The organism is Paenibacillus sp. MAHUQ-63 (assembly GCF_028765165.1).
In the GTDB taxonomy this organism is placed as follows: Bacteria; Bacillota; Bacilli; order Paenibacillales; family NBRC-103111; genus Paenibacillus_E.
Genome location: NZ_JARADB010000003.1, coordinates 1,599,752 through 1,621,734, shown reverse-complemented (window position 1 = coordinate 1,621,734; position 21,983 = coordinate 1,599,752). Strand labels below are relative to the sequence as shown.

Annotated in this window: 24 protein-coding genes; 15 read left to right on the top strand and 9 right to left on the bottom strand. The window is 48.0% G+C overall.

Features of this window, described 5'->3' with window-relative positions:
- Nucleotides 1–53 precede the first annotated feature (53 nt).
- From PUT07_RS22975 to PUT07_RS22920, 12 genes are read left to right on the top strand one after another with little or no spacing between them, the layout of a single operon-like run.
- Nucleotides 54–1,043 (top strand): glycosyltransferase family 2 protein, encoded by a 990-nt coding sequence (locus PUT07_RS22975; RefSeq protein WP_274470822.1) that lies wholly within the window; start codon nucleotides 54–56, stop codon nucleotides 1,041–1,043.
- The gene (locus PUT07_RS22970) at nucleotides 1,040–1,768 is read left to right on the top strand and encodes a glycosyltransferase family 2 protein (protein ID WP_274470821.1); all 729 of its coding nucleotides are present in this window, start codon (nucleotides 1,040–1,042) and stop codon (nucleotides 1,766–1,768) included. The genes PUT07_RS22975 and PUT07_RS22970 overlap by 4 nt, the downstream gene beginning before the upstream one ends.
- A 27-nt stretch (nucleotides 1,769–1,795) precedes the next feature.
- Nucleotides 1,796–2,536 carry a sugar phosphate nucleotidyltransferase gene (locus PUT07_RS22965; RefSeq protein ID WP_274470820.1) on the top strand — a complete coding sequence of 247 codons (741 nt, stop codon included), beginning with the start codon at nucleotides 1,796–1,798 and terminating at the stop codon, nucleotides 2,534–2,536.
- Nucleotides 2,533–3,744, top strand: coding sequence for an L-2-hydroxyglutarate oxidase (gene lhgO / locus PUT07_RS22960; RefSeq protein WP_274470819.1), 1,212 nt, complete (start codon nucleotides 2,533–2,535; stop codon nucleotides 3,742–3,744). The genes PUT07_RS22965 and lhgO overlap by 4 nt, the downstream gene beginning before the upstream one ends.
- Nucleotides 3,741–4,289, top strand: coding sequence for a dTDP-4-dehydrorhamnose 3,5-epimerase (gene rfbC, locus PUT07_RS22955; RefSeq protein WP_274470818.1), 549 nt, complete (start codon nucleotides 3,741–3,743; stop codon nucleotides 4,287–4,289). The genes lhgO and rfbC overlap by 4 nt, the downstream gene beginning before the upstream one ends.
- 42 nt (nucleotides 4,290–4,331) lie before the next feature.
- Nucleotides 4,332–5,372 carry an NAD-dependent epimerase/dehydratase family protein gene (locus tag PUT07_RS22950; protein ID WP_274470817.1) on the top strand — a complete coding sequence of 347 codons (1,041 nt, stop codon included), beginning with the start codon at nucleotides 4,332–4,334 and terminating at the stop codon, nucleotides 5,370–5,372.
- Complete coding sequence (rfbD, locus tag PUT07_RS22945) at nucleotides 5,372–6,256, top strand: dTDP-4-dehydrorhamnose reductase (protein ID WP_274470816.1); 885 nt, start codon at nucleotides 5,372–5,374, stop codon at nucleotides 6,254–6,256. The genes PUT07_RS22950 and rfbD overlap by 1 nt, the downstream gene beginning before the upstream one ends.
- Nucleotides 6,257–6,261: 5 nt before the next feature.
- Nucleotides 6,262–7,416 (top strand): CgeB family protein, encoded by a 1,155-nt coding sequence (locus PUT07_RS22940; RefSeq protein WP_274470815.1) that lies wholly within the window; start codon nucleotides 6,262–6,264, stop codon nucleotides 7,414–7,416.
- 24 nt (nucleotides 7,417–7,440) lie between these two features.
- Nucleotides 7,441–8,532 (top strand): CgeB family protein, encoded by a 1,092-nt coding sequence (locus PUT07_RS22935; protein WP_274470814.1) that lies wholly within the window; start codon nucleotides 7,441–7,443, stop codon nucleotides 8,530–8,532.
- A gap of 25 nt (nucleotides 8,533–8,557) precedes the next feature.
- The gene (locus tag PUT07_RS22930) at nucleotides 8,558–9,610 is read left to right on the top strand and encodes a GT-D fold domain-containing protein (RefSeq protein ID WP_274470813.1); all 1,053 of its coding nucleotides are present in this window, start codon (nucleotides 8,558–8,560) and stop codon (nucleotides 9,608–9,610) included.
- The gene (locus PUT07_RS22925; RefSeq protein ID WP_274470812.1) at nucleotides 9,607–10,989 is read left to right on the top strand and encodes a glycosyltransferase family 2 protein; all 1,383 of its coding nucleotides are present in this window, start codon (nucleotides 9,607–9,609) and stop codon (nucleotides 10,987–10,989) included. Before PUT07_RS22930 ends, PUT07_RS22925 begins: the two co-directional genes overlap by 4 nt.
- Nucleotides 10,990–11,003: 14 nt before the next feature.
- Nucleotides 11,004–11,291: a hypothetical protein gene (locus tag PUT07_RS22920; RefSeq protein ID WP_274470811.1), complete on the top strand. Its 288-nt coding sequence runs from the start codon at nucleotides 11,004–11,006 to the stop codon at nucleotides 11,289–11,291.
- A 69-nt stretch (nucleotides 11,292–11,360) separates the two neighbouring features.
- Here the strand turns inward: PUT07_RS22920 and PUT07_RS22915 are convergent, their stop codons facing one another.
- The 6 genes from PUT07_RS22915 to PUT07_RS22890 are packed head-to-tail and all read right to left on the bottom strand — an operon-like array spanning nucleotide 11,361 to nucleotide 16,981.
- Complete coding sequence (locus PUT07_RS22915; protein ID WP_274470810.1) at nucleotides 11,361–12,221, bottom strand: dTDP-4-dehydrorhamnose reductase family protein; 861 nt, start codon at nucleotides 12,219–12,221, stop codon at nucleotides 11,361–11,363.
- On the bottom strand, nucleotides 12,218–13,207 hold the full coding sequence (locus PUT07_RS22910; protein ID WP_274470809.1) for a polysaccharide biosynthesis protein: 990 nt from the start codon (nucleotides 13,205–13,207) through the stop codon (nucleotides 12,218–12,220). Before PUT07_RS22910 ends, PUT07_RS22915 begins: the two co-directional genes overlap by 4 nt.
- Entirely contained in the window at nucleotides 13,200–14,291 is a 1,092-nt protein-coding gene (gene wecB / locus PUT07_RS22905) for a non-hydrolyzing UDP-N-acetylglucosamine 2-epimerase (protein ID WP_274470808.1), read from the bottom strand. Before wecB ends, PUT07_RS22910 begins: the two co-directional genes overlap by 8 nt.
- Before the next feature lie 33 nt (nucleotides 14,292–14,324).
- On the bottom strand, nucleotides 14,325–15,272 hold the full coding sequence (locus PUT07_RS22900; protein ID WP_274470807.1) for a GDP-mannose 4,6-dehydratase: 948 nt from the start codon (nucleotides 15,270–15,272) through the stop codon (nucleotides 14,325–14,327).
- Nucleotides 15,272–15,982: a sugar phosphate nucleotidyltransferase gene (locus PUT07_RS22895; RefSeq protein ID WP_274470806.1), complete on the bottom strand. Its 711-nt coding sequence runs from the start codon at nucleotides 15,980–15,982 to the stop codon at nucleotides 15,272–15,274. The genes PUT07_RS22900 and PUT07_RS22895 overlap by 1 nt, the downstream gene beginning before the upstream one ends.
- A gap of 12 nt (nucleotides 15,983–15,994) precedes the next feature.
- The gene (locus tag PUT07_RS22890) at nucleotides 15,995–16,981 is read right to left on the bottom strand and encodes an SDR family NAD(P)-dependent oxidoreductase (protein ID WP_274470805.1); all 987 of its coding nucleotides are present in this window, start codon (nucleotides 16,979–16,981) and stop codon (nucleotides 15,995–15,997) included.
- A 180-nt stretch (nucleotides 16,982–17,161) separates the two neighbouring features.
- On the opposite strand from PUT07_RS22890, the gene PUT07_RS22885 reads away from it, so the two are divergent.
- Nucleotides 17,162–17,896: a glycosyltransferase family 2 protein gene (locus tag PUT07_RS22885; protein WP_274470804.1), complete on the top strand. Its 735-nt coding sequence runs from the start codon at nucleotides 17,162–17,164 to the stop codon at nucleotides 17,894–17,896.
- Nucleotides 17,897–17,964: 68 nt separating this feature from the next.
- Here PUT07_RS22885 and cysC read toward each other — a convergent pair whose 3' ends face one another.
- From cysC to PUT07_RS22870, 3 genes are all read right to left on the bottom strand, one after another.
- Nucleotides 17,965–18,588, bottom strand: a complete 624-nt coding sequence (gene cysC / locus PUT07_RS22880) for an adenylyl-sulfate kinase (RefSeq protein WP_379240322.1) — start codon at nucleotides 18,586–18,588, stop codon at nucleotides 17,965–17,967.
- 9 nt (nucleotides 18,589–18,597) lie between these two features.
- Nucleotides 18,598–19,587: a glycosyltransferase family 4 protein gene (locus tag PUT07_RS22875; RefSeq protein ID WP_274470802.1), complete on the bottom strand. Its 990-nt coding sequence runs from the start codon at nucleotides 19,585–19,587 to the stop codon at nucleotides 18,598–18,600.
- Between the two features lie 183 nt (nucleotides 19,588–19,770).
- On the bottom strand, nucleotides 19,771–20,178 hold the full coding sequence (locus PUT07_RS22870; protein WP_274470801.1) for a hypothetical protein: 408 nt from the start codon (nucleotides 20,176–20,178) through the stop codon (nucleotides 19,771–19,773).
- Between the two features lie 285 nt (nucleotides 20,179–20,463).
- Here PUT07_RS22870 and PUT07_RS22865 point away from each other — a divergent pair, with 285 nt between their 5' ends.
- Together PUT07_RS22865 and PUT07_RS22860 are read left to right on the top strand one after the other, a co-directional pair.
- Nucleotides 20,464–21,213, top strand: a complete 750-nt coding sequence (locus PUT07_RS22865; RefSeq protein WP_274470800.1) for a sulfotransferase domain-containing protein — start codon at nucleotides 20,464–20,466, stop codon at nucleotides 21,211–21,213.
- 12 nt (nucleotides 21,214–21,225) lie between these two features.
- The gene (locus PUT07_RS22860) at nucleotides 21,226–21,948 is read left to right on the top strand and encodes a glycosyltransferase (RefSeq protein WP_274470799.1); all 723 of its coding nucleotides are present in this window, start codon (nucleotides 21,226–21,228) and stop codon (nucleotides 21,946–21,948) included.
- Nucleotides 21,949–21,983 lie beyond the last annotated feature (35 nt).

Here is a 21,983-nt window from a genome sequence, read left to right as displayed (position 1 = left end):
AGAAAGTGCCGATGCGGTTGAAAAGAAAGGGCAAACTGATAAGAGGAAGACGGATGGCACCATCGGTACAGTGGATACCTATAACGCAGAAGGCTGGCAGTCGCTATGCGGTTGATCACCCGCTTCCGGAAAATGAACAGCCTATCCGCTATATTAATTTCCTGTGGTATTACCACTATTTAGGGGAAGGCAGAAAAATCCCGGATGCATTATATGAACGGTGTGCGGAGGCTTTTCTTACCGGCTACTGCACACAAGCGGGCATCGAGAAGCCGGAGGGCACGTTGGTTCCGACACTGAAAAGCCTGTCGGCTGTCATCACAGTGTTTAATGAAGGCTCTACGATAGCGGGCGTACTCGCACAGCTGCAGCGTCTTCCGATGAAGGAAATCATCATCGTTGTCAACGGTTCAACCGATAACAGCTTCTCGATCGCCCGGCAGTGCCCGCTTGCAACGATTGTTCATTATCCATATTCCGTTGGTTATGATGTTGGGCGATCTATCGGGGCAAGGTTAGCGACAGCAGATATGGTGCTGTTTATCGATGGTGATATCCCGATTAAGGCAGGACAATTGGTTCCATTCATACGAGCTATAGACCGGGGAGCGGATGTAGCCCTCAATGATATGACCCCTTTCATCGGCCAATTTGCTCGTCGCGACGGCGTAACGGTGATGAAACAATTTTTGAATACGGTTCAAGGCAGACAAGATTTAAAAACGAATTCCATGACAGCCATTCCTCATATGCTTTCCCGGAATGCGATTGAACGAATCGGAGCACCCAATTTGGCCGTACCTCCGAAAGCTCAAGCTCTGGCGATCCAGCTCGGCCTATCGATATGCGCTCCAGCCAGCATCGATGTGATCTCAGGCAATAAGGTGACCAAATGGAATACAGGAGCTTCCAATCCCGTCTCGAGTCTCATCCTAGGCGACCATTTGGAAGCCATGCACATGTTACTCAGCAGCTACTGCAGCCGGCTTCATTATAAGGATGGTATCCGGAAGCGTTCCGCACTTGGGGAGGGATTCCATTGAATGCAACCAGTATCATTATTCCGACATTTAATGAGAAAGCACTGCTGATGGATTGCATCTATTCCATTCGTCTTCATACGCAGGTTCCGTATGAAATTATTGTTGTCGATAATGGATCTACCGACGGTACACTTGAATTTCTGGTTCAGGAAGGAGTACCTTTCGTCTCATTTCCCGACAACAGGGGGTTTCCGGTTGCATGCAACACCGGCATGAAATTGGCCAAAGGCAGCACGATTTTGTTATTGAATAATGACGTGCTGCTAACTCCAAATTGGCTGGTCAATTTGTTGGATTGTCTTCTTCACAGACCGGATGTCGGTATTGTCGGACCGATGACCAATTATGCCAGTGGCAGGCAGAAAATCGAGGAGCCTTATACGACTCTCGAAGAGATGACGCTCAGGTACAACGAGCAGAAGAAAGGAACGTATACCGAGGTTCAACGTCTTATCGGTTTTTGCTTCCTATTTAAAAGAGAAGTGATGGACACCATCGGCTTATTGGATGAGCGGTTCAGTCCCGGACATTTCGAGGATGATGATTATTGTTATCGGGCAAGGCTGGCGGGCTACAAGCTGATGATGGCGGAGGACACTTTTATCTTCCATCATGGCAGCGCCAGCTTCGGCAAGAAAAGCCAGCAGCAGTTTAAGGCGATTGTGAAGCGCTCGAAGGATCTGTTTATGGAGAAATGGGGCGTGGATCCGCAACAATTTATATGAGCATCTGATGAAAGGGTGGGCGTTGCTATGAAGGGAGTTATTCTTGCAGGTGGAACGGGTACGCGTCTCCGGCCATTGACTCAAATAATGAACAAACACCTGCTTCCCGTCGGCAAATATCCGATGATTTATTACGCGATAGAGAAACTGAGAGAGGCAGGAATCTACGATATTTTGCTCGTAACGGGAAAGCAGTCCGCTGCCCTCTACATTGATTTCTTGGGCAGCGGGAAGGCTTGGGGAGTCAAGCTTACCTACAAAATCCAAGAGAAAGCCGGCGGCATAGCCGAAGCGCTGGAACTTGCTGAAAGCATCGTGCATCCAGGTGAGAAGCTGATCGTCTTGCTGGGCGATAACTTGTTTGAATCTTCGTTGACCTCTTACGTAAAGGAGTTCGAGAAACAGCCGGAGGGAGCGAAGGTATTTCTGAAAGAAGTCGATGATCCGAGACGCTATGGGGTCCCGGTGATGGACGGAGCGCTGATTAAACGGATTGAAGAGAAGCCGGAAAACCCGCAATCCTCGTATTGTGTTACAGGGATCTATATGTATGATTCCTCCGTCTTCCATCTGATTCGATCGATCGAGCCTTCAGCGCGCGGAGAGATGGAAATTACTGATGTGAACAATTTGTATGCCGAAAAAGGGCAGCTGACTTATCACATATTGAACGGTTGGTGGATTGATGCCGGAACGTTCCCGTCCTGGTACGAAGCCACCGAAAAGCTGAAAGAATACCCGAAAATTAACTCAGGTGATGAGCAGTGAAGACATACGATTATGTCATTATCGGAGGCGGCATTATTGGGCTCACCATAGCTCGCGAGCTTAAGCTAAGAGAGCCGGGAACCACCGTATGTATACTGGAAAAGGAAAAAGATGTGGCCGCACATGCCAGTGGCCGGAACAGCGGAGTGCTTCATGCCGGCTTCTATTATACGGCAAACAGTCTAAAGGCGAAGTTTACCAAAGAGGGTAATCAAGCGATGAGAACCTATTGTAAGGACAATGGGCTCAGCATCAATGAATGCGGAAAACTGGTTGTCGCCAAGGATGAGACCGAGCTGGCCGGTCTCGAAGAGCTGAAGCGGAGAGGGGATATCAACGGGGTTGAGCTGAAGTGGATCGACGAGGCCGATGTCCATGTCATTGATCCGAATGCAAAAACGTATCGCAAAGCTCTCTTTTCGCCTACGACGGCGTCGGTGGATCCCGTGGAGGTGTGCCAGATGCTCAAATATGACAATATGGCGCGCGGGGTTTCGTTTTATTTTCAGACACAATATCAGAATCATAGAGGAGATTTGGTATTTACCGATAAGCAAACATATAAGTTCAAATATCTGATTAATGCTGCCGGCCTCTATGCAGACAGTATTGCTCATGATTTCGGATTCGGCCTCAACTATACCATCATTCCGTTTAAAGGCATTTATTTGAAATATACGAAGAACAAAACGGATGTAGCGACGAACATCTACCCTGTCCCCAATTTGGGCAACCCTTTTCTTGGCGTGCATTATACCAAGACCGTCGATGGCAGCATTAAGATTGGCCCTACAGCGATTCCGGCCTTCTGGCGCGAGAACTATTCCGGTCTTCGGGGCTTTCGGTGGAAGGAATTTTTGCAAATTGTGGGCTATGAGGCGAAATTGTTTCTTACGAATTCCTTTCAGTTCAGACGATTGGTATTCGAGGAAATGCGGAAATATATGAGATCCTATTTCATAGGTTTAGGCCTATCAATGGTTTGGCAAATCGATCCGGACGGTTTCGGACATTACTTGCGTCCGGGCATACGCGCGCAGCTCCTGAACAAAGAGACCTTGGAGCTCGTACAGGATTTCGTGATCGAAGGCGATCATCGTTCAATCCATGTGCTGAACGCGGTGTCCCCGGCCTTCACATGCTCTATGCCGTTTGCTGCTTATGTGGTCGATCAACTCACACAACTACGAGGAGGCTCTACAGCATGAAAGTAGTTTCGACGAAGCTGCCTGGGGTGCTGCTGCTGGAACCGAAGGCGCATGGCGATCATCGCGGCTTCTTCATGGAAAGCTACAATCGAGAGCAGCTGGCACAGCTAGGCATTCACCATGAGTTCGTTCAAGACAATCATTCCCTATCCGTAGAGGCAGGGATCTTGCGTGGACTTCACTATCAGCTGGCGCCAAAAGCACAGACGAAGCTCGTTCGGGTCCTATCTGGCGCTGTTTATGATGTCGCAGTTGATATTCGAAAGAGCTCCCCGACGTATGGTCAGTGGATCGGCGTCATCCTGAGTGCGGAGAACAAGCGCCAGATCTTAGTGCCTCAAGGCTTTGCGCACGGTGTATGCACGCTTGTCCCTAACACACAGCTCCTGTATAAAGTCGATCAATACTACTCCCCCGAACATGATCGCGGCATTCAATGGAATGATCCGCAGCTTGCCATCGACTGGCCGGTTTCGGATCCCATTTTGTCAGCAAAGGATCACCAGCATCCACCACTTCAACAAGCGGATAATAATTTTGTGTAGCTGAAGAAAGCATCTTTGAGAAATACGCTAAGGAGGAACATTATGAAGACAATCTTGGTAACGGGAGCCGGCGGGTATATCGGCAGTGTGCTGGTCCCAAAGCTGTTGGATAAAGGCTACAAAGTGAAAGCGGCAGACCGCTTCTTTTTTGGTACAGATAAACTTCCACAGCATCCGAATCTTATTCTGATCAAAGAAGATTCCCGTCGTCTAAAAGAAGAGGTATTCGCCGACGTAGAGGCGGTCATCGATTTGGTAGCTATATCCAACGACCCCAGCGGAGAGCTGTTTCAGGAAGCGACTTACCAAATCAATCATATCTCCCGTGTCTCTACGGCTCATAAAGCCAAGAAACTGGGCGTTAAACGGTATATTCTTCCGTCCTCCTGCAGCCTGTACGGCTTTCAACCGCCAGAGGTTATCGTGGATGAAACCTCTCCTACCAATCCGCTTACAACGTATGCCAAAGCGAACGAAATGGCGGAGCATGGTGTCCTCCCGCTTGCTGATGACTCCTTCACGGTTGTCGTCATCCGACAGGCTACCGTCTATGGTCATTCCCCTCGTATCCGCTTCGATCTGGCCATCAACGGCATGGCGCTTGGCGCATGGCGAAACGGCGTCATTCCGTTAATGAGAGACGGCTCGCAATGGAGACCCTTCGTCCACGTCCAAGATACGACTGACGTGATGTGCCTGCTGCTCGAAGCAGCCCCTGATGTCATTAACGGACAAATCTATAATGTTGGCTCCGATCGCAATAACTACCAGCTCGGCCAATTGGCCGAGGAGATTGCCGGCAGCTTACCCAAACAAGTCACGATAGATTGGTACGGCGCACCCGATCACCGTTCTTATCGGGTCAGCTTTGACAAAATTGAAAAAGACTTGCAATGGAAGGGCAAATGGACCGCTGCGCAGGGCGCGCTGGAAATTTACAATGCGCTTGAAGCGGGCGAAGTGGTCAATATGGCTCAAACGATTACGTTGGATTGGTACAGCGAGCTGGTGAAATGGCATCGGATAATTGAAGATGTCAAATTGTACGGAGGTATCATGGAACTCAAGGGATGGAATGAGTGATGAGAAGGATTGTGCTGCTAGGCGCTAATGGACAGCTGGGATCGGATATCCTCAGACAATTTGCCGGAGATGACTCGTACGAGGTCATCCCCGTTACACGCAATCAATTGAACGTGGAGGATACGGAAACGATCATTCCTTTCTTAGAGAAGCTGGGATCGATTCATGTACTGATCAATTGCACGGCCTTTCACAATACCGAACAATGCGAAAAAGAGCCGCTTAAAGCTCTGATGGTAAATGCCATTGCGGTATTGCGCATGTCCGTATTTTGTAAACAACACGGGGTCACTCTGATTCATTTCAGCACGGATTATGTATTCGATGGCGACAACGCTCTTCCCTACACCGAAGACGACGAGCCTCGTCCGCTGAATGCTTACGGTAACTCCAAAGCAGCAGGCGAGAAGGTTATTGCGGACTATTTGGATCATTATTTCATATTTCGCGTTTCCTCGCTATATGGGGTTGCAGGATCCAGCGGCAAAGGTGGAAATTTCATTGAAACGATGCTCCGCTTGGTTAAGCAGGGGAAGTCGGTTTCGATTGTCGACGATGTCATCATGTCACCTACCCATACACTCGATGTAGCTAGAGCAGTCAAAGTCTTTCTCGATAAGAATGTGACGGAATTCGGCATTTATCATTGCGCGGGCGAAGGGGCATGCACCTGGCATGAATTGGCTGTTCAGGCATTTACCTTATGCGGGCTTACGTACGAAGCCACCCCTGTGCCATCCAGCCAATATCCTTCAGGGTGCCGGAGACCTTCTTACAGTGTTTTGGATAATAGCAAGATGAACCGTATTTATCCAATGCCGCCATGGAAACGTTCATTGCGGGAATACCTTCAGCTTAAAGGATATGTAGGAAATCAGGAGTGATCGTGATGAATGCCATAAGTGAACGCAAAAAGCTACGGCCCAAAACGGTCTGGCAGGCCCCACCGTCAGCAAAGCAAGACTGGGAGGCCGGCCATCGAGTTGGGTATGCAAAGGGATGGTCTTACGGGTATCATATGGGACGCTGCCAAAGAATAGTGCGAGATATACCACAAGAGACCGGTATTCTTTGGGACTTGAAAGTTATGTATGTAAGGGCAGCTGGGGCTCCTTATGTTTCCATTGATGAAGGCATTGAAGATAGCTTGCGGAAGCTGGTACGCGAGGTTATCGTTGTGAATCAGGAAGATGATTTTGTTAGCATTTCCAGGGAAACCAGGCCGGATATCGCTCTAATGCTGTTTACACTTACCCCCTCGTTCCCTATCGATAAAGTGCAGGCTCTCCGTTCTTTGGGCATTCGGACGGCGATTTGGCTGTCTGATGATCCTTATCATACGGACCAAACGATAAAGATTGTACCCTATTATGATTTTATTTTTACACTGGAGATCAGTTGTATAGATTTGTATAAGTCTATAGGCTGCAATCATGTTTATTATCTTCCATTCGGAATTAACCCAGGTAGCCTCTTGTTCGAACACGTCCCCACATCCTATCGCAAAGATATTTGCTTCATAGGCACGGCGTTCTGGAATCGGGTACACCTTATTGATGAAATTGCAGATTATCTCAAAGATAAAGATATCATGATTAATGGCTTTTGGTGGGAGCGCCTTCGTTCCTACGATAAGCTTGCCTCCAAGATTCAAGGATACTGGTTAGATCCAAAAGAAACCGCCAAACATTATCATGCCTCGAAAATCGTGATTAATCTGCATCGATCCATCGATGATGAAACACATAATAGTAATAGTAGACGCATTCCAGCTTACTCACCTAATCCCCGAGTTATTGACATTGCAGCTTGCGGCACACTTCAGCTAACGGATGTACGCCAAGAATTAACTAATTTCTACACGCCCGGTGAAGAATTAGATACATTTAGTTCCCCGCAGGAACTGGTATCGAAAATCGAATACTACTTGAATCATGAAGAGGAGCGGCAGCGAATTGCCTTACAGGGCTTATCTCGTACACTACGAGAACACACGTACCGGAGCCGCTTACATCAAATGTTAACGATTATGAATGGCGTTTAGCCACCATGTCGAAGAGGTGAGTATATGAAAGGAAGACGTAGCGATTGGAATCGGGGTCATGGGGATGGTTATAACAGCGGATGGCGGCATGGGTATCACTTGGGCAGATGTGAGGCCATTGTGAAGCGAACGCCGGAGATAGGCACTCGAAGAGCGATCAAAGTCATGTATGTATCTTCGGGCAACTGGTCTTACCGGCCGATGGATCATGGCATTCAAGCAGAATTGGAGGCACTTTGTGCGGAAGTGCTGACGGTTGCCCCTCATGATGATGTTTTGGATGCAGCCAGGACCTTTAAACCTGATCTGCTCTTATCGCTGAATTCCGTTGAACTTCTCAAGGTTCAAGTCGTAGATGAAGTAAGGGCACTGGGAATCAAGACGGCTGTCTGGTTCACGGATGATCCATACTACACGGATGTCACCGTCGATATAGCCAAACATTACGATATTGTGTTCACACTAGAACAAAGCTGTGTGCCATTATATCAGGAAACAGGCTGCAGGGAAGTTTACCATATGCCTTTTGGCGTTAATCGCTCAATCTATTACCCTAAGCCTGTTAGTGCTGAGTACCGGGTTGATATTTGTTTTATCGGTGTTGCCTTCTGGAATCGTGTTGCCTTCTTTGAACAAATTGCAAATGAGCTTGCCTCCAAAAAATTGCTAATTGCCGGCTATTGGTGGGATCGGATGAGGAGTTATGCTTTGCTGGAGAGCAAAATCAAAACTGGCGTATGGATGTCGCCGGAAAATAGCGCGAGTTACTACAATGGTGCTAAAATCGTGATCAATATGCACCGGTCAATTGACGATTCTACCAACCAGAACACCCGGATAATTCCGGCGCACTCGATCAATCCCCGTTCGTTTGAAATTAGCGCCTGCGGCCAGCTGCAGCTGACAGACGGCCGTGCTAACCTGGGCAGCATGTACACACCTGGACAGGAGATTGCAACGTACGATTCCCCGCAGGATCTTATGGCCAAAATTGATTATTATCTTCAGCATGAAGAAGAACGCAGTCAAATGGCTTGGCGAGGACTTGAAAGAACGATGCGTGAGCATACGTACCGGAACCGGCTCGTGCACATGTTGGATCTTATTTTTCACTGAACAGATTATTAAGGCAGGTGATCTTATGTTACCCCTTCAGAAGAAACAGCGTGATGCGAAGCGAAAAGGCTCCGTTATCTCTTTCTCATCAGGCAGCTCAAGAGGCCGGCGTAAAAGGAAATTCCGGTTAGCGGCTGCGAAAAAGCTCCGGAAGCGTTCCAAGGCTTCAAGGGTGAAGATCGTCTACGTTCAATCACCCGCAGCGCTCCAGGAAGGGCAGCAGACGTATAATCATGGCTTCGATCATGGATATGATAAAGGCTTCGGCAAAGGCTTCCAGGAGGGTAAGCACACAGGCGGAGAGGCCATCGTCGATGAATGCTTGCCGGAGTATCAGATACTGCCAGAAGTGCCGATTGAACAAATCATCGCTGCTGGCGTAGCATCGCTGCGTCCGCAAATTCTCCACTTGGTTACCGCACAGGACCTAGGCGAAAGAATCGTTGAGGCGTTGAATAAACGAACGCCGTTTTCCTTAGTCCGATTGGGTGACGGGGAGCTGCTGACTTTGGCTCAAGAATCGATCATGTCGATCGAGCAGATCAGGGAAGACGGGCCATTTCTCCCGTATGCCGGCGTCGAAGTGCCCGACTTGGAAGTGAAAAGCGAGCTGCTGACAGCGGTGCGAGGAGCGACGGTCGTAGGAATTCCTAAGCTGCGCGTACGGAACTTTCAACCACTCGCGTTTGCTGTTTTCAAGCATGAGCATATCGATTACCGTCAACTCACGCTAACAGACTCATTAGTCAATTATTATCTCTACCAAACAGGTTACTTGTCCCGAATTACGCAGGGCCGCCGGGTTTTGCTTGTCGGCAACCTTGCCCCGCAGCTCGGCGAAGTGCTTCGCCAACATCAGGTTGAGGTCGTAGCCGAAATCTCGCCGGTTCATGGTTTCAAAGACATTCCAAGAATCAAGTCGGCCATCGCGGAGCATGAATTTGATATTGCGCTTGTGTCCGCAGGCATTTCCGCGGTTATTATCTCCGAGTGGATTGCCTCTGCATTCGGCAAAGTCGCAATTGATTTTGGTCATCTGGCGGATGCAATTGTTAAAGGGGAGGCGCCATACCGGTGAGAAGAATAAGAAGGATAAGAAGACGGTTCTTCAAAACAAGAAGAGCGAAGAGGAGCAAAAGCTATAATCAACTGTACCGCATAGGCTATAACCTGGGCTATGACAACGCACACGGATACGGATATCAAAACGGCTGGGAAGCTGGTATTGCCAGCTATTCTCAGCCTTTTAAAGGCACCAGCATTATTATCGTCACGACGAATGATCAGCGGGTTCATCTTCAAAACTGTATAGACAGCATTTATGCATATACTCCGGAGCCTTTCGAAATCATTGTAATTGATAATGCTTCAACCGATGACACAGCCGACTACTTGAAGTCGCTCAGGGGGAAGATTCGCTATCGCGTATTTAAATCGAACCTTGGCTTCGCTGGCGGAACGAATCAAGGCCTAAGGTTAGCGCGAGGAGAGACGCTGCTCTTTCTTAACAACGATACGATCGTGACGAAGGATTGGCTCAAAAACATGCTGATTTGTCTGCATAGCAGTGAGAAGATCGGCCTTGTCGGCCCGGTTACGAACTACATCAGCGGCGAACAGCTGATTGAAACGCAGTATACCTCTACGGAAGAAATGCACCACTTCGCGAGGAAGTTCAATGTTTCAGATCCCGGGAAGTGGGTGCAAACAGGGAGATTAACGGGCTTTTGCGTGCTTATGCGGCGCGAATTCTTCGATCGGCTCAGTTATTTGGACGAAGGCTTTGAGATCGGCAACTGCGAGGACGATGATTTCGGGTTCCGCGCACGGATGATGGGCCACGAGCTCATCGTTGCCAAAGACACGTTTATTCATCATGTTGGCAGTGTCTCCATTAAAGCGCTAGGGGAACTATTCGAGAAAGTATACAGCAAGAACCTAGATTTCTTTTCGCGGAAGTGGGGAGACTCGCATAGCTTACTTCATGAGGTTCAGCAGAAGCTGGCCGGAGGCATAGCATCTATGAATGACTTCTATCCGAGCCATACGATCGTCCGCGGTGTGTTGCCTCAGCTGTACTGGATCGAAAATGGCACCAGATATCCAATCGAAGGTGAACTGTCTCTTCTCGCAAGCCGTATTTCACAGGTTGATTTGCGGAGCTGGCCTATTGGTTCTCCGGTCTCGTCTCAGGATGTGGAGGCGAAGCTGGCTTATCTGGCACAAGGCGTGCAGGCAGATGGAGCGCTCCCGGAAGGCCTGCTGGTCAGAAATGCCGATAGTACGGTCTTTCAAGTGAAAGGTAATAAGCTTTGCCGCATCATCAACGATTGGGCGTTGTCGTTCTGGCATCTGAAGGAGCGGCATCAAGTAACGATCAACGGACAGTTCTTGGTGCGATATGCCCAGGGATTGCCGATTATTGCGCCAGCCTCAATTGTAGCGAATAACGTATAAAGGAGTTTGGGATGATGAGCGTTAAACGAACTGCACGCCGTAAGCGTGTTGCAGCCTCGCGGAAGGGCAAATCGCTGGGTGCCAAACGCAAGCTAGGAATGAAAGGGAAAACGAAAAAAATAATCGTCAAACGGCGGCTGAAGAAGAAAGCTCGTCTCGTTAAAAAAGGAAGATCCGCCTTAAGGTTTATTCGGAGCGGAGGGTACAATCGAGGCTTTGACAAAGGTTACGATACAGGCTACACCGATGGCTTCAACAAAGGTTTCGAGGATGGCTTCGAGCATATGTATTCAGCCTCATAAGGTGAAGAGTAAGAAACCTCTCTTTCGTGATGTGGATATTACGAAACGACGAGGTTTCTTCTTTTAGGTTTAAGAATAATACGTGTATAGTCCTCGATGATGAAGGGTCATCCAGGTATGCATCTCGGCTATCATCTGCGGATAGTCTGAGACAGCGTACGTGAAATCTGCCCGGGTGGAGATCAGGCTTTTGTCAGAGGTATAGCGGTCATACTTATAGATGATTACATCATCTTTAGCGAATTGCGTTTGGAGCATGTGCAGCAGCGCGTATTTGGACAGCTTGGGTTGCCCTGCCAGGTGGACAAGTCCGTGAATCGGATGCTGAAGGCACCAGTGAATCGCTTTGGCAAGCTCCAGGGTGGTTACGCCGTTCCAGAACACCTCGCTGTAGCCAGGTATCTCTCCTGTTTGCTGCATAAACCAATGGAACAGTCCGATCCCGTTTGGCTTTAACTCCGGCCCGATAATCGACGTGCGAATCGTTAAGGTGTTCGGGCCTTGCACCTCGCCCAAACTTTTGGTTCTGGCATACAGGGTCGCACCATCGGCGGAATCGGATTCCGTATAATCCCCGCGTAAACCTGAGAATACGCAGTCCGTACTTATATGAATAAGCCGGAAGGGATAAATCTCCGCCCACTGTGCGAGTTGATGCGGAAACAAACTGTTGACTTCAATCGCTTCAGCCTGGCGCCGGCCTGCCTCTTCATTGAGCAGTCCGACTGCGTTAATCACGACATCCGGCTTAATAGTGTCAAGCAGCTCCTGCACGCGGCTCCTGTCACGGATATCCAATGCGAAGGAACGAGGATCTCCAGGGGAAGCGGTTCTAGCTGTATCCCAAACCTCAAATTGAGGCAGATCGCTGAAGTAATGCTTCACCATGTGCCCCGCCATACCTAGTCCCCCGATGACGAGCAGCTTCATGGCAGGAAGCCTCCTTGTTCGAGCATTTCTCGAATTTCATCAGCATTCATCAGCAGGTCATTCGAGGCATATTCCGTAATCATCGTTTTCGGCAGATGGCTGTAGTGGTTGTAGAGATCGGGGTCCGCATTGGAGGGGAGAATGACGAAGTACTTATCGCTATATTGAAATGTATAGGGAGCTTCATGCTCCGAGATCAGGACTTCATGAAGCTTCTCACCCGGACGGATGCCAACCTCTCTTATCGCAAGCCTCTTGGTTGATAAACGCTCGATGAGAACATTGGTGATATCGGTAATCCGGCAGGCATTCATTTTCATAACAAAGGTTTCGCCTCCGATGGCTGCGCGTGCGGCACTTAATAGCAGGTCGATGGCCTCGGGAAGCGTTAAGAAGAAGCGGGTCATGTCTTTATCGGTAAGAGGAAGATCCTCTCCTTGGAGAATGCGGTTCTTGAAAAAAGGAACGACACTGCCGTTGGTGCCAAGCACATTTCCGCCTCTAATGCAGACAAAGCGGGTAGAGGTGTCGAGGTTGTTGGCCCGAATCATCAGCTTCTCGCCAAGCGCCTTGGTCATCCCGTAGAAATTAATGGGATTGACAGCCTTATCCGTCGAGACATCGATGACTTTCTTAACACGGTTACGAATGCTGGCGCGAATGACATTCTCCGTCCCTTTGACATTGGTTTTCAACGCTTCATCGGGTTGATCTTCACAGACTGGAACATGCTTGAGAGCAGCTAAATGGAATAAGTAGTCCACATTTCGGCAGGCTTCATCGAGCGCTTCCAGATCCCGGATGTCGCCGATGATAAATTTAAGCTTCGGATTGAATTGAAAGTCGCGCTGCATGCGCACTTGCGCGAATTCGTTCCTGGAAAATATCCGAATTTCCTTAGGCTGTTCCAACAGCAGCTTGCGAACAAGCTCCTGTCCCCATGATCCGGTCCCTCCGGTCACGAGAAGCGTTTGATTATTAAACATAGCTTTGTCCTCCTAGTACAATATTGACCACCTTCGAAGAAACATGAGGATCCAGATAGCCTTCCGGACAATCCCATGCAAGAGGAGAATTCAGCATGAGCTTGACACAGGCATGAATGCGTTCAGGCACAAGCCCGGAAAGAAGATTGCTTCCACAGATTAAGGTTTCCGGTCTTTCCGTGCTTTGCCGAATGGTAACGGCAGGGACACCGAGTATGCAGCTTTCCTCTTGGACCGTACCGCTGTCTGTAATGACACAAGCTGCGTGCATTTGCAAGTACAAGAAGTCAAAAAAACCAAACGGAGGGAGGAAATGGATTAAAGGGCTATAGCCGGTTATCCCCGATTTGACCAAGCGGTCCCGTGTCCTCGGATGTGTGCTGCAAATGATAGGCAGCTTAAGATCGTCAGCCAATAGATCCAATCCTTGGACGATTTGCCTCAGCCGGGAAGTATCGTCCACATTTTCCGCACGGTGAGCCGTAACAAGCAGATAGCCTTTCGACTGCAATCCTAAGTCTGTGAGAATTGTGCTCTTGCACGCCTGCTCTTTATAGTGCTGCATCACTTCATAAATCGGATTGCCTGTCATCCAAATCCTCTGTGGAGGGACTCCGTCTCGAAGTAAATTCTCTCTTGCCCCCGGCGTATAAGGCATATTGCAGGTAGAGATCGCATCGATTGCTTTGCGGTTGATTTCCTCCGGCACACGCGTATCGTAACAGCGATTCCCCGCTTCCATATGATAAACGGGTATACCGTGACGTTCAGCGATCAGGGCGGTCAGCGCACTATTCGTGTCACCTAGAACAAGCATGCGGTCAGGCTTTTCCTTGATCAGCACTTTCTCGACCTGGGTGAACATCTGGGCAATTTGCTCGCCAACGGTTTGTGCTTGAAGCAGAATGTGAACGTCCGGTTTTCGAATACCCATTTGCTCAAAGAAAACATCGCTGAGTGAACGGTCATAATTTTGTCCGGAATGCACGAGAATGTGAGTATCGGCAAGGAGATCGAGTTTGGATATGACTAAACTTAACCGGATAATTTCCGGACGTGTACCTAGAACGGTCATAATCTTCATCGCGAATGGCTCCTTTTTATATGTGAAGTTCCTTCATAGATTCCGATAATAATTTAATGTATCCAAGACGGACTGCTGCCATGGAATACTTGGCATCCAGCCAGTAGCTTCTCTAAGCTTTGCAGCGTCCCCAAGCACAATACCCGCTTCCTGACGGCGCAGCAAATGGTCTTGAATCGATATTTCAAACGGAATCGAAGCATATTGCCCCAACAAGCTAACCATGGACCGAATTGAATAAGCTGTTCCGCGGCATACATTATAGATTTCACCAGGAGGACAGGCTGCCACCTGCAGAAGGGAGAAGTAAGCGGCGACAGCATCACGGACGTCTAGGAAATCCCGCTGTACATCCATGTTTCCAACTTGGAGCTTGGGCGGAAGGAGACCTTTCTCCATCATAGCTACTTGCTTAGCAAACTGCGCGCACACGCCTGCTGCTGGTCCAGGGCCGATCAAGTTAAACGTTCTTGCTACAACGGTGGGAATCGCATAGACATGTCCATACATCTGCATGACAGAGGACATCAACTGTTTGCTCCAGGCATAAGGACTTACAGGGCTAAGCTGCGACGACTCGGTTAACGGCTCATCCTGCAGCTGATATTCATAAGCCGTACCGACAGCCAGACATGCACGAAGCTTGTGATCCGGACATGTTCGGATGGCCTCCAGGATATTCAGTGTCCCCCAGGTGTTGGCATAGATGACTTCAGCAGGGTTGTCATACGAAACGCTCACATCGTTTACACCTGCAAGATGGATGATATGGGTTACCTTGTATGTTAGCAGCAGCTGCTTTATGAAAGATAGCTTCGTTATATCGCCTGAGACATACTGCAGGCGGGGATGCTGAAGAGGACAGCTGATACTGCGTCCAACCCCCAAAACGTTCATATGTTTAGTGAATAAATAGGCAGCCATATGCTGTCCGACGAATCCGTTTATGCCCGTCAGCAGAACGAGTGGGGATTCCGCCATTAGGATTCACCGGGAAGCAGGATGGATTTAAGTTTGCCGAACTCTTCATTCGCCAAGGTGTAATCGGAGGGGCGCCCGATATCGAGCCAGAAATCCGTATTTTCATAATGCCGAACCTTCTGGTCATCCGCTAGCACGGCATGGATCAGATCAGGAATATCAAAGAACTTATTGGCAGGGATATAGTCGGTGATTATTGGATTCATCATATAAATTCCCATGCTTACGCAAGCCAAATGAGTAGGCTTCTCGATGATGTTTGTTACGTAGTCATCCTTCGTTTCAAGGACGCCGAGCTGGATCGGAATGCCTTTTTTTTGTGAAGCAATGGTGAGTAAACTGCCTCCCTCGATATGAAAATCTCTAAACTTGGCGAAGTTTAACGTCGTGAGAACATCACAGTTAATAAGCAGGAATGGTCCTGACATCCGCCGGAGACATTTTAGCGGACCGATCGTACCTAAGGGTTCTCGTTCAACATGATAGGTAATATCGACGCCTCGGGAGCTTCCGTCTCCGAAATACGTTTGGATCAGACTCGATAAATAGCCGCAAGCCATAGTGATGGATGTAAAACCATAATGGCGTAGCTGCTTCACAATAATTTCCAGGATGGGCTGCTCCCCGACGGGTAATAATCCTTTCGGAAGTACTTTCGTATAGGGAGCCATACGCATCCCTTTTCCCCCCGTCATAATAACAACTTCCACAGGAATCACCTCTTATACAACATATTCATCTGGACGATAAAGCTCTGGATGGCTTTTTATCCAGTCTATCGTTCGGGCTAAGCCTTGCTCCAGGGTAACGGAGGGCTTCCAGCCGATCAGTGCAGCTGCTTTACTGCTATCGGAGAAGAGGCGGTCTACCTCGCTTTTCTCCGGACGTACACGTTCACTTGCGACGCGTACGGGCAGATCGCGGCCAATAAGCTGTTTGATTTTATCTGCTAACTCGCCAACCGATATTTCATTTCCCGATCCCGCATTGATGACCTGGCCAATAGCCCCATCATGAACGGCTGCGTGTATGAAAGCACGGGCTGTATCTTCTACGAAGGTGAGGTCGCGAGATGACGTTAAATTGCCAAGCACAATTTCGGATTGATGGAGGGCTTGATTAATAATGGTAGGAATGACGGCTCTCATGGATTGACGGGGGCCATAGGAATTGAAAGGACGAACTGTCACGGCCGGCAGAGCGTAAGAGCAGTAAAAGCTTTCAATAATTTTGTCCGCTCCGATCTTGCTGGCTGAGTAAGGAGATTGGCCTTGCAGCGGATGAGTCTCATCCATTGGCACATATCGGGCGCTGCCATAAACTTCGCTGGTGGAGGTGTGAATGAGCCGGGAGGCGCCTAATTCCAAAGCGGCTTGTGCGATATTCAGGGTGCCGACCACATTCGTTTGCACAACGTCATTGGGGTGGAGGTAGGAATAGGGAATTGCGATTAATGCGCCCAGATGAAAGATGGTGTCGTTCCCTTTGACAGCACGATAAACGGCATATGGATCGCGCAAATCTCCTTTAATGACTTCGATCTCCTTTTGAATATCAGTAGGAAGCGTGTCAAGAAAGCCGCGTGAATTACTGGAATTATACCGAATAAAGGCTTGCACCTTGGCACCCTCAAGAACTAGCTGGTGAACAAGATGACTGCCGATGAAGCCGGCGGCACCTGTTACCAATGCATGCTTTCCTCTCATCATGAACGGATTCACTCCTTTTTAACATATAATAGCAATCTATTCGCAGTTAGAAGTTTTGTTGTGGACTCGACCCTATTTTAACCAATAAATGGGTTGGAATGATGTTTCAAGGAACATTTAGGAGTTCGTGGAAATAACATAGTAAAGATCTTCCTTGTACGGGGAGGATGAATCTAGCAAATGGGTAAGGAGGTAAAGCTTGTGAATCAGGATCCGCTTGTGTCGATCGTTATTCCTTTCTATAACTGTGCTTATGTGAATCAAGCGATAGAGAGTGCGCTTGGGCAAAGCTACCCCCATATCGAGGTCATCGTGGTGAATGATGGTTCTACTAAATATCTGGATAAAGTCAGTCCTTACTTTGGGAGAATCGTCTATGTATCGAAAAGGAATGGAGGGACGGGCAGCGCTCTCAATGCAGGGATCAGGCGGGCCGCCGGCAAGTACTTCACCTGGCTTAGCTCAGACGATCTCTATGATCCTGATAAAGTAGCCAAGCAGGTTGCTTTCATGCAGGAACGCGGGGCGTCGGCTAGCTATGGCGCTTACTATCATATTGATTCTAACAACTGCAGAGTAATGGGAGGAAAGGCAGGGATCACGTATCCGGAGAGGGATCAATTTATCAAAATGATGCTAAGAGGATGCTTTATTAACGGCTGTACCGTGATGCTGGACATGAATGTATGGAAGGAAGTCGGTTTTTTCAACGAAAGTCTGAAATACACCCAGGATTATGATATGTGGATGAGACTCCTGCATAAATATGACTTCTATTACTTGGATGAACCGCTGGTATCATACCGCGTTCATGCAGAGATGGGGAGTCAGAAATACGCCGGGTCCATCACAAAAGAAATTTATCAGGTTCAGTACAACTATAGAAAATCGTTAGAGGCGCTGCTCCACAAATAAAAAAAAACCATCCAAGTCTCATGAGGGATCCGTGAGTAATTGCCATCATGACTGGGATGGTTTTTCTATTAGGAATGGGAAATGATTTGATGGGCTACTAAATAATCAAGTATGGAGGATGTAGATTCCCCAAGGGGCTGTTGGTGCGAGGCGATAACGATCTCCGGTTGGAGCGGCGGTTCATAAGGGGCCGAAATGCCAGTGAATTCGGAAATGGAACCGGACCTTGCTTTCACATAGAGCCCCTTCGGATCCCGCTGTTCGCACACATGCAAAGGGCAATCTACGTAAACCTCCATAAATTCACCGGGGGCGAATAAAGATCTGGCCATATCCCGATCGACCCGATAGGGTGAAATGAGAGCGACAAGCGTGATCATTCCTGCATCGACCATGAGTTTGGCGATCTCTGCGGTCCGGCGAATGTTTTCACTCCGATCTTCAGCGGAGAATCCGAGATTTCCGTTTACGCCATGACGCAGATTGTCGCCATCTAATACATAAGTACGAACTCCAAGTTGAAATAGGATGCTTTCCAGTTCGTAAGCCAAAGAAGATTTTCCGGCGCCCGATAAGCCAGTGAACCACAGCACGCAGCTTTTGTGGCCATTCATGAGCTGGCGGTCGTTCAGCGTAATGGTAGAGGGCTGCCGTTTAATATGCCGATTATTCACCTTTGCACCTTCTTTCATTCATTGTGGTTACATTCTTTTGCCTGTAATGGCATGGATGGCATCTTCGAATTTATCCAGACTTCGCTTCCATGTCCATTTGGCGGCCTCTGCTTCCCCGGCGGCAGCGAGTTTCTTACGTAGTGCCGGGTTCTCAATCAACTGCCGGATATTGTGGGAAAGATTGTTCTCATACCGGTACGAAAGCAGACAGTTATCTCCGTGTCGGCAATAATCCATATTACCGCCGGCATAGGTGGTAACAAGAGCTGCACCGCATCTCATGGCTTCTAACCCGGGAATTTGAGCGGTGTCATACGTGGAGGAGCTGACGAAAATGTCCGCTTCACTATAGTGCCGGCTCATCGCTTTATCATCGACAGGCTGCAGGAAACGAAAATCATATTGTTTTTTTAACGATTGCAGGTAGGGAGAGGTTGAATATTCATAAGGCGGAGTGAAAATGTTAATCGAAATATCCGGGTACTGCTCTTTGATAATTTGGAGATGGTAGAGCAAATAGTCTTGTTCCCGATGCCACACATGCCCCCATTCAGGTCTTCGCAGGATAGCGGATATGTGCAGTTTGCTGTGGCGCTCACGGATATGTTCATTGCGGAAGGCCGAACTGATGCCAACCGGAACGATTTGACCCATAACGCCATGGTTTAGAGCAATCAATTGCTGCTGCCAAGCTGAGAGAACAAGGAGATGTCTCGTTAAATGATAAGTACGGAAAGTGATATCATTATTAGGGAGAAAAGCAGGCTCATAGCAAAGGCTTAACCGGATATGCACGCCTTTCCCTTGCTCGCTGGCGACCTGAGAACCGGAAACGATGGTGTAATAGTTTGAAATAATGAAGTCGCTTTTTGGAAACTCATCCACGTCAATATAATCGAGCTGGCGGGTACGAATGATTTTCGCCTTTATCGCGTATTCAATAATGCCGCAACGCGGCATTAGAATCGTGACTTCATGCCCTCTCTCTACTAAACCATTGACGAGTTCAGCTAGCATACGCTGAGCTCCCCCCATAGATAAAGTTATAATAGGGAATGTAAATTTCAATGTACGGTCTCCTTCCCAGACAATCAGATGTTAGATATCTTATGACTAAGTTTGTTGGTAGGAGTGGACGGTTGTTCGGATAAGAAAAAGTTTACACAAATCAAGACCTGGCCCGGTGGCCAGGTCTTTGGGTTATACTGTGGCAATTGCAATGCCGCTGATAGCAACAGGGCCTATGACAGTAGCAATCGTTAAGGCAGATGAGACATCAGCAATTAAACGGTAATTGTGGCTGCCCGCTGGCGGGTTAATATCCACTGTATTAAAAGAAAGATTTCCTTGCTCCAATAATGTTAAATTGCTTGAAGTGATCGTGAATATCGGTAATGTGTCTCTGACGATACGAAATGTTACATCCGGTAATCCAAGAGTCGCCGCATATCCAACAGTGGCACTTAAATATACACTCGTATTAGCTCCGAACGTAAGACCAAAATCGGCTAAGATAATACTGCTGGGCGCTGCCGGAATTGGTCTGCTAATCGAACCTGTTGAGGTAGATGGAATACTTTGAAAAGCATCAACAATTTGCTTGGCCATGGTGAATCCCCCTCTCCACTAACATTCACCATAAAGATAACTCTATGATGATACTCTTAACTTATGTAGGGGATTAATAGATTGACTGTGCAAGTTACATATTTTACATAAAAAGGGTATAAACACGGAAGGTATTTGTAGTCCTGAGAAACAGCTTGCTGAGTTGTCTTGATTTTTTGAGTAAAAATAGGTCCTTATACAATCCAATTTATTCCATTTTGAGTATAATGACGATAAGTTTTGTATATCAGAAATTGTAGTGAAAATAGAGAGGGGAGTTCTTCTATGACCGTACCTTCAAAGCTTCCTGGTTTCTTTCAAAATACGATACCCAAAAGCGGAACCCATTTATTGTTGCAGATCCTCTTAGGAATCCCCGATGTTACACACGATGAAAACAAACATATGTACGAAGGAACAGCCAAACAGGTTCAGACGCATTATCAAGTATTACGCGGCGCCGCGGACAATGAAATGATTACAGGACATATCTACCATATGCCGGAGTGGGCCGCCATGTTTCGTCAATTGCAGATGAAGCAAATTTTTATGCTCAGAGATTTGCGTGATATCCTCGTTTCTTTTGTTCATTTTGTCCGAACCATCCCCTATCCGTTTTCATTTGCAGATCCAAACCTCCCATTGAAAGAAAGTTACATGCAAATTATTTACGGTATTCCTGAGATCGACTATCCCCATCTTGCGGACTATTATCGCTTGTTCCTGGGCTGGATGGATGAACCTGGGGTATGTACGGTTACCTACGAAGACTTGATGCGGTCTCAAGCATCCCGTAGAGCGACGATCAAGAAAATAGCTGAATATTTGTGGGAAGGACGCACGCCTCCGATATCCATTGAGCAGATGGTGGATCGAATGGAGGGTAACATCAATCCATCAGGTTCACCTACTTTTCGAGAGGGCAGAATCGGGGGGTGGGAGAAAGCATTTGATAACGAAATCAAGGATGCATTTAAAGAAGTGGCAGGAGATTTGCTGATTGAATTAGGGCAGGCCAAGAATAAGGATTGGTGATGGGGGGAGCTCATGGATAAGCGTAACGTGCCGAAAGTATCTGTCGTGATGCCTTTTTATAATTGTCCTTATGTAGAGCGGGCGATTCAAAGCGTCCTGCAGCAATCCTATCCGCATATCGAACTGATTGTCGTCAGTGATGGCTCCACCAAGCATACCGATCTTGTAAAGCCGTACTTATCTCGAATCGTTTATGTGGAGAAACCAAACGGCGGAACGGCGACAGCCTTGAATGCGGGGATTCGGCGGGCAACTGGCGAGTTGTTCGCGTGGTTGAGTTCTGACGATGTATATGATCTTACAAAAGTTGAAAAGCAGGTCAACTTTATGCTGCGTAAAAATGCCTCGGTCAGCTACACGAATTTTCATCTTATCGACGGAAACGACCACATCACAAGGATGAATGTTGGCCTGCATTTTGAAGACCGGCTCTACTTTCTAAAGCATTTGGTGAACAGCTGTCCTGTGAACGGTTCGACGATCATGATGAGAATGGACGTGTTCCAGAAGGTCGGGCTCTTCGATGAAGCCCTTCCGTTTACACACGATTTTGATTATTGGAAGAGGGCTGCGCACTTCTATACGTTTCATTCGCTTCCTGAATCGCTGACCCTTTACCGTGTGCATGATGCAATGGGGAGTGTCGTGCATAGCAAGGAACAATGGATCGAAATTCAATCGGTCAACGAAAAGTATAAAGGAAGTCTCGAACGTCTAATTAATGAAGTGAGGTAAGGTAAGCTCCTGTTAGCTAGAAAGGGTGAATCCTG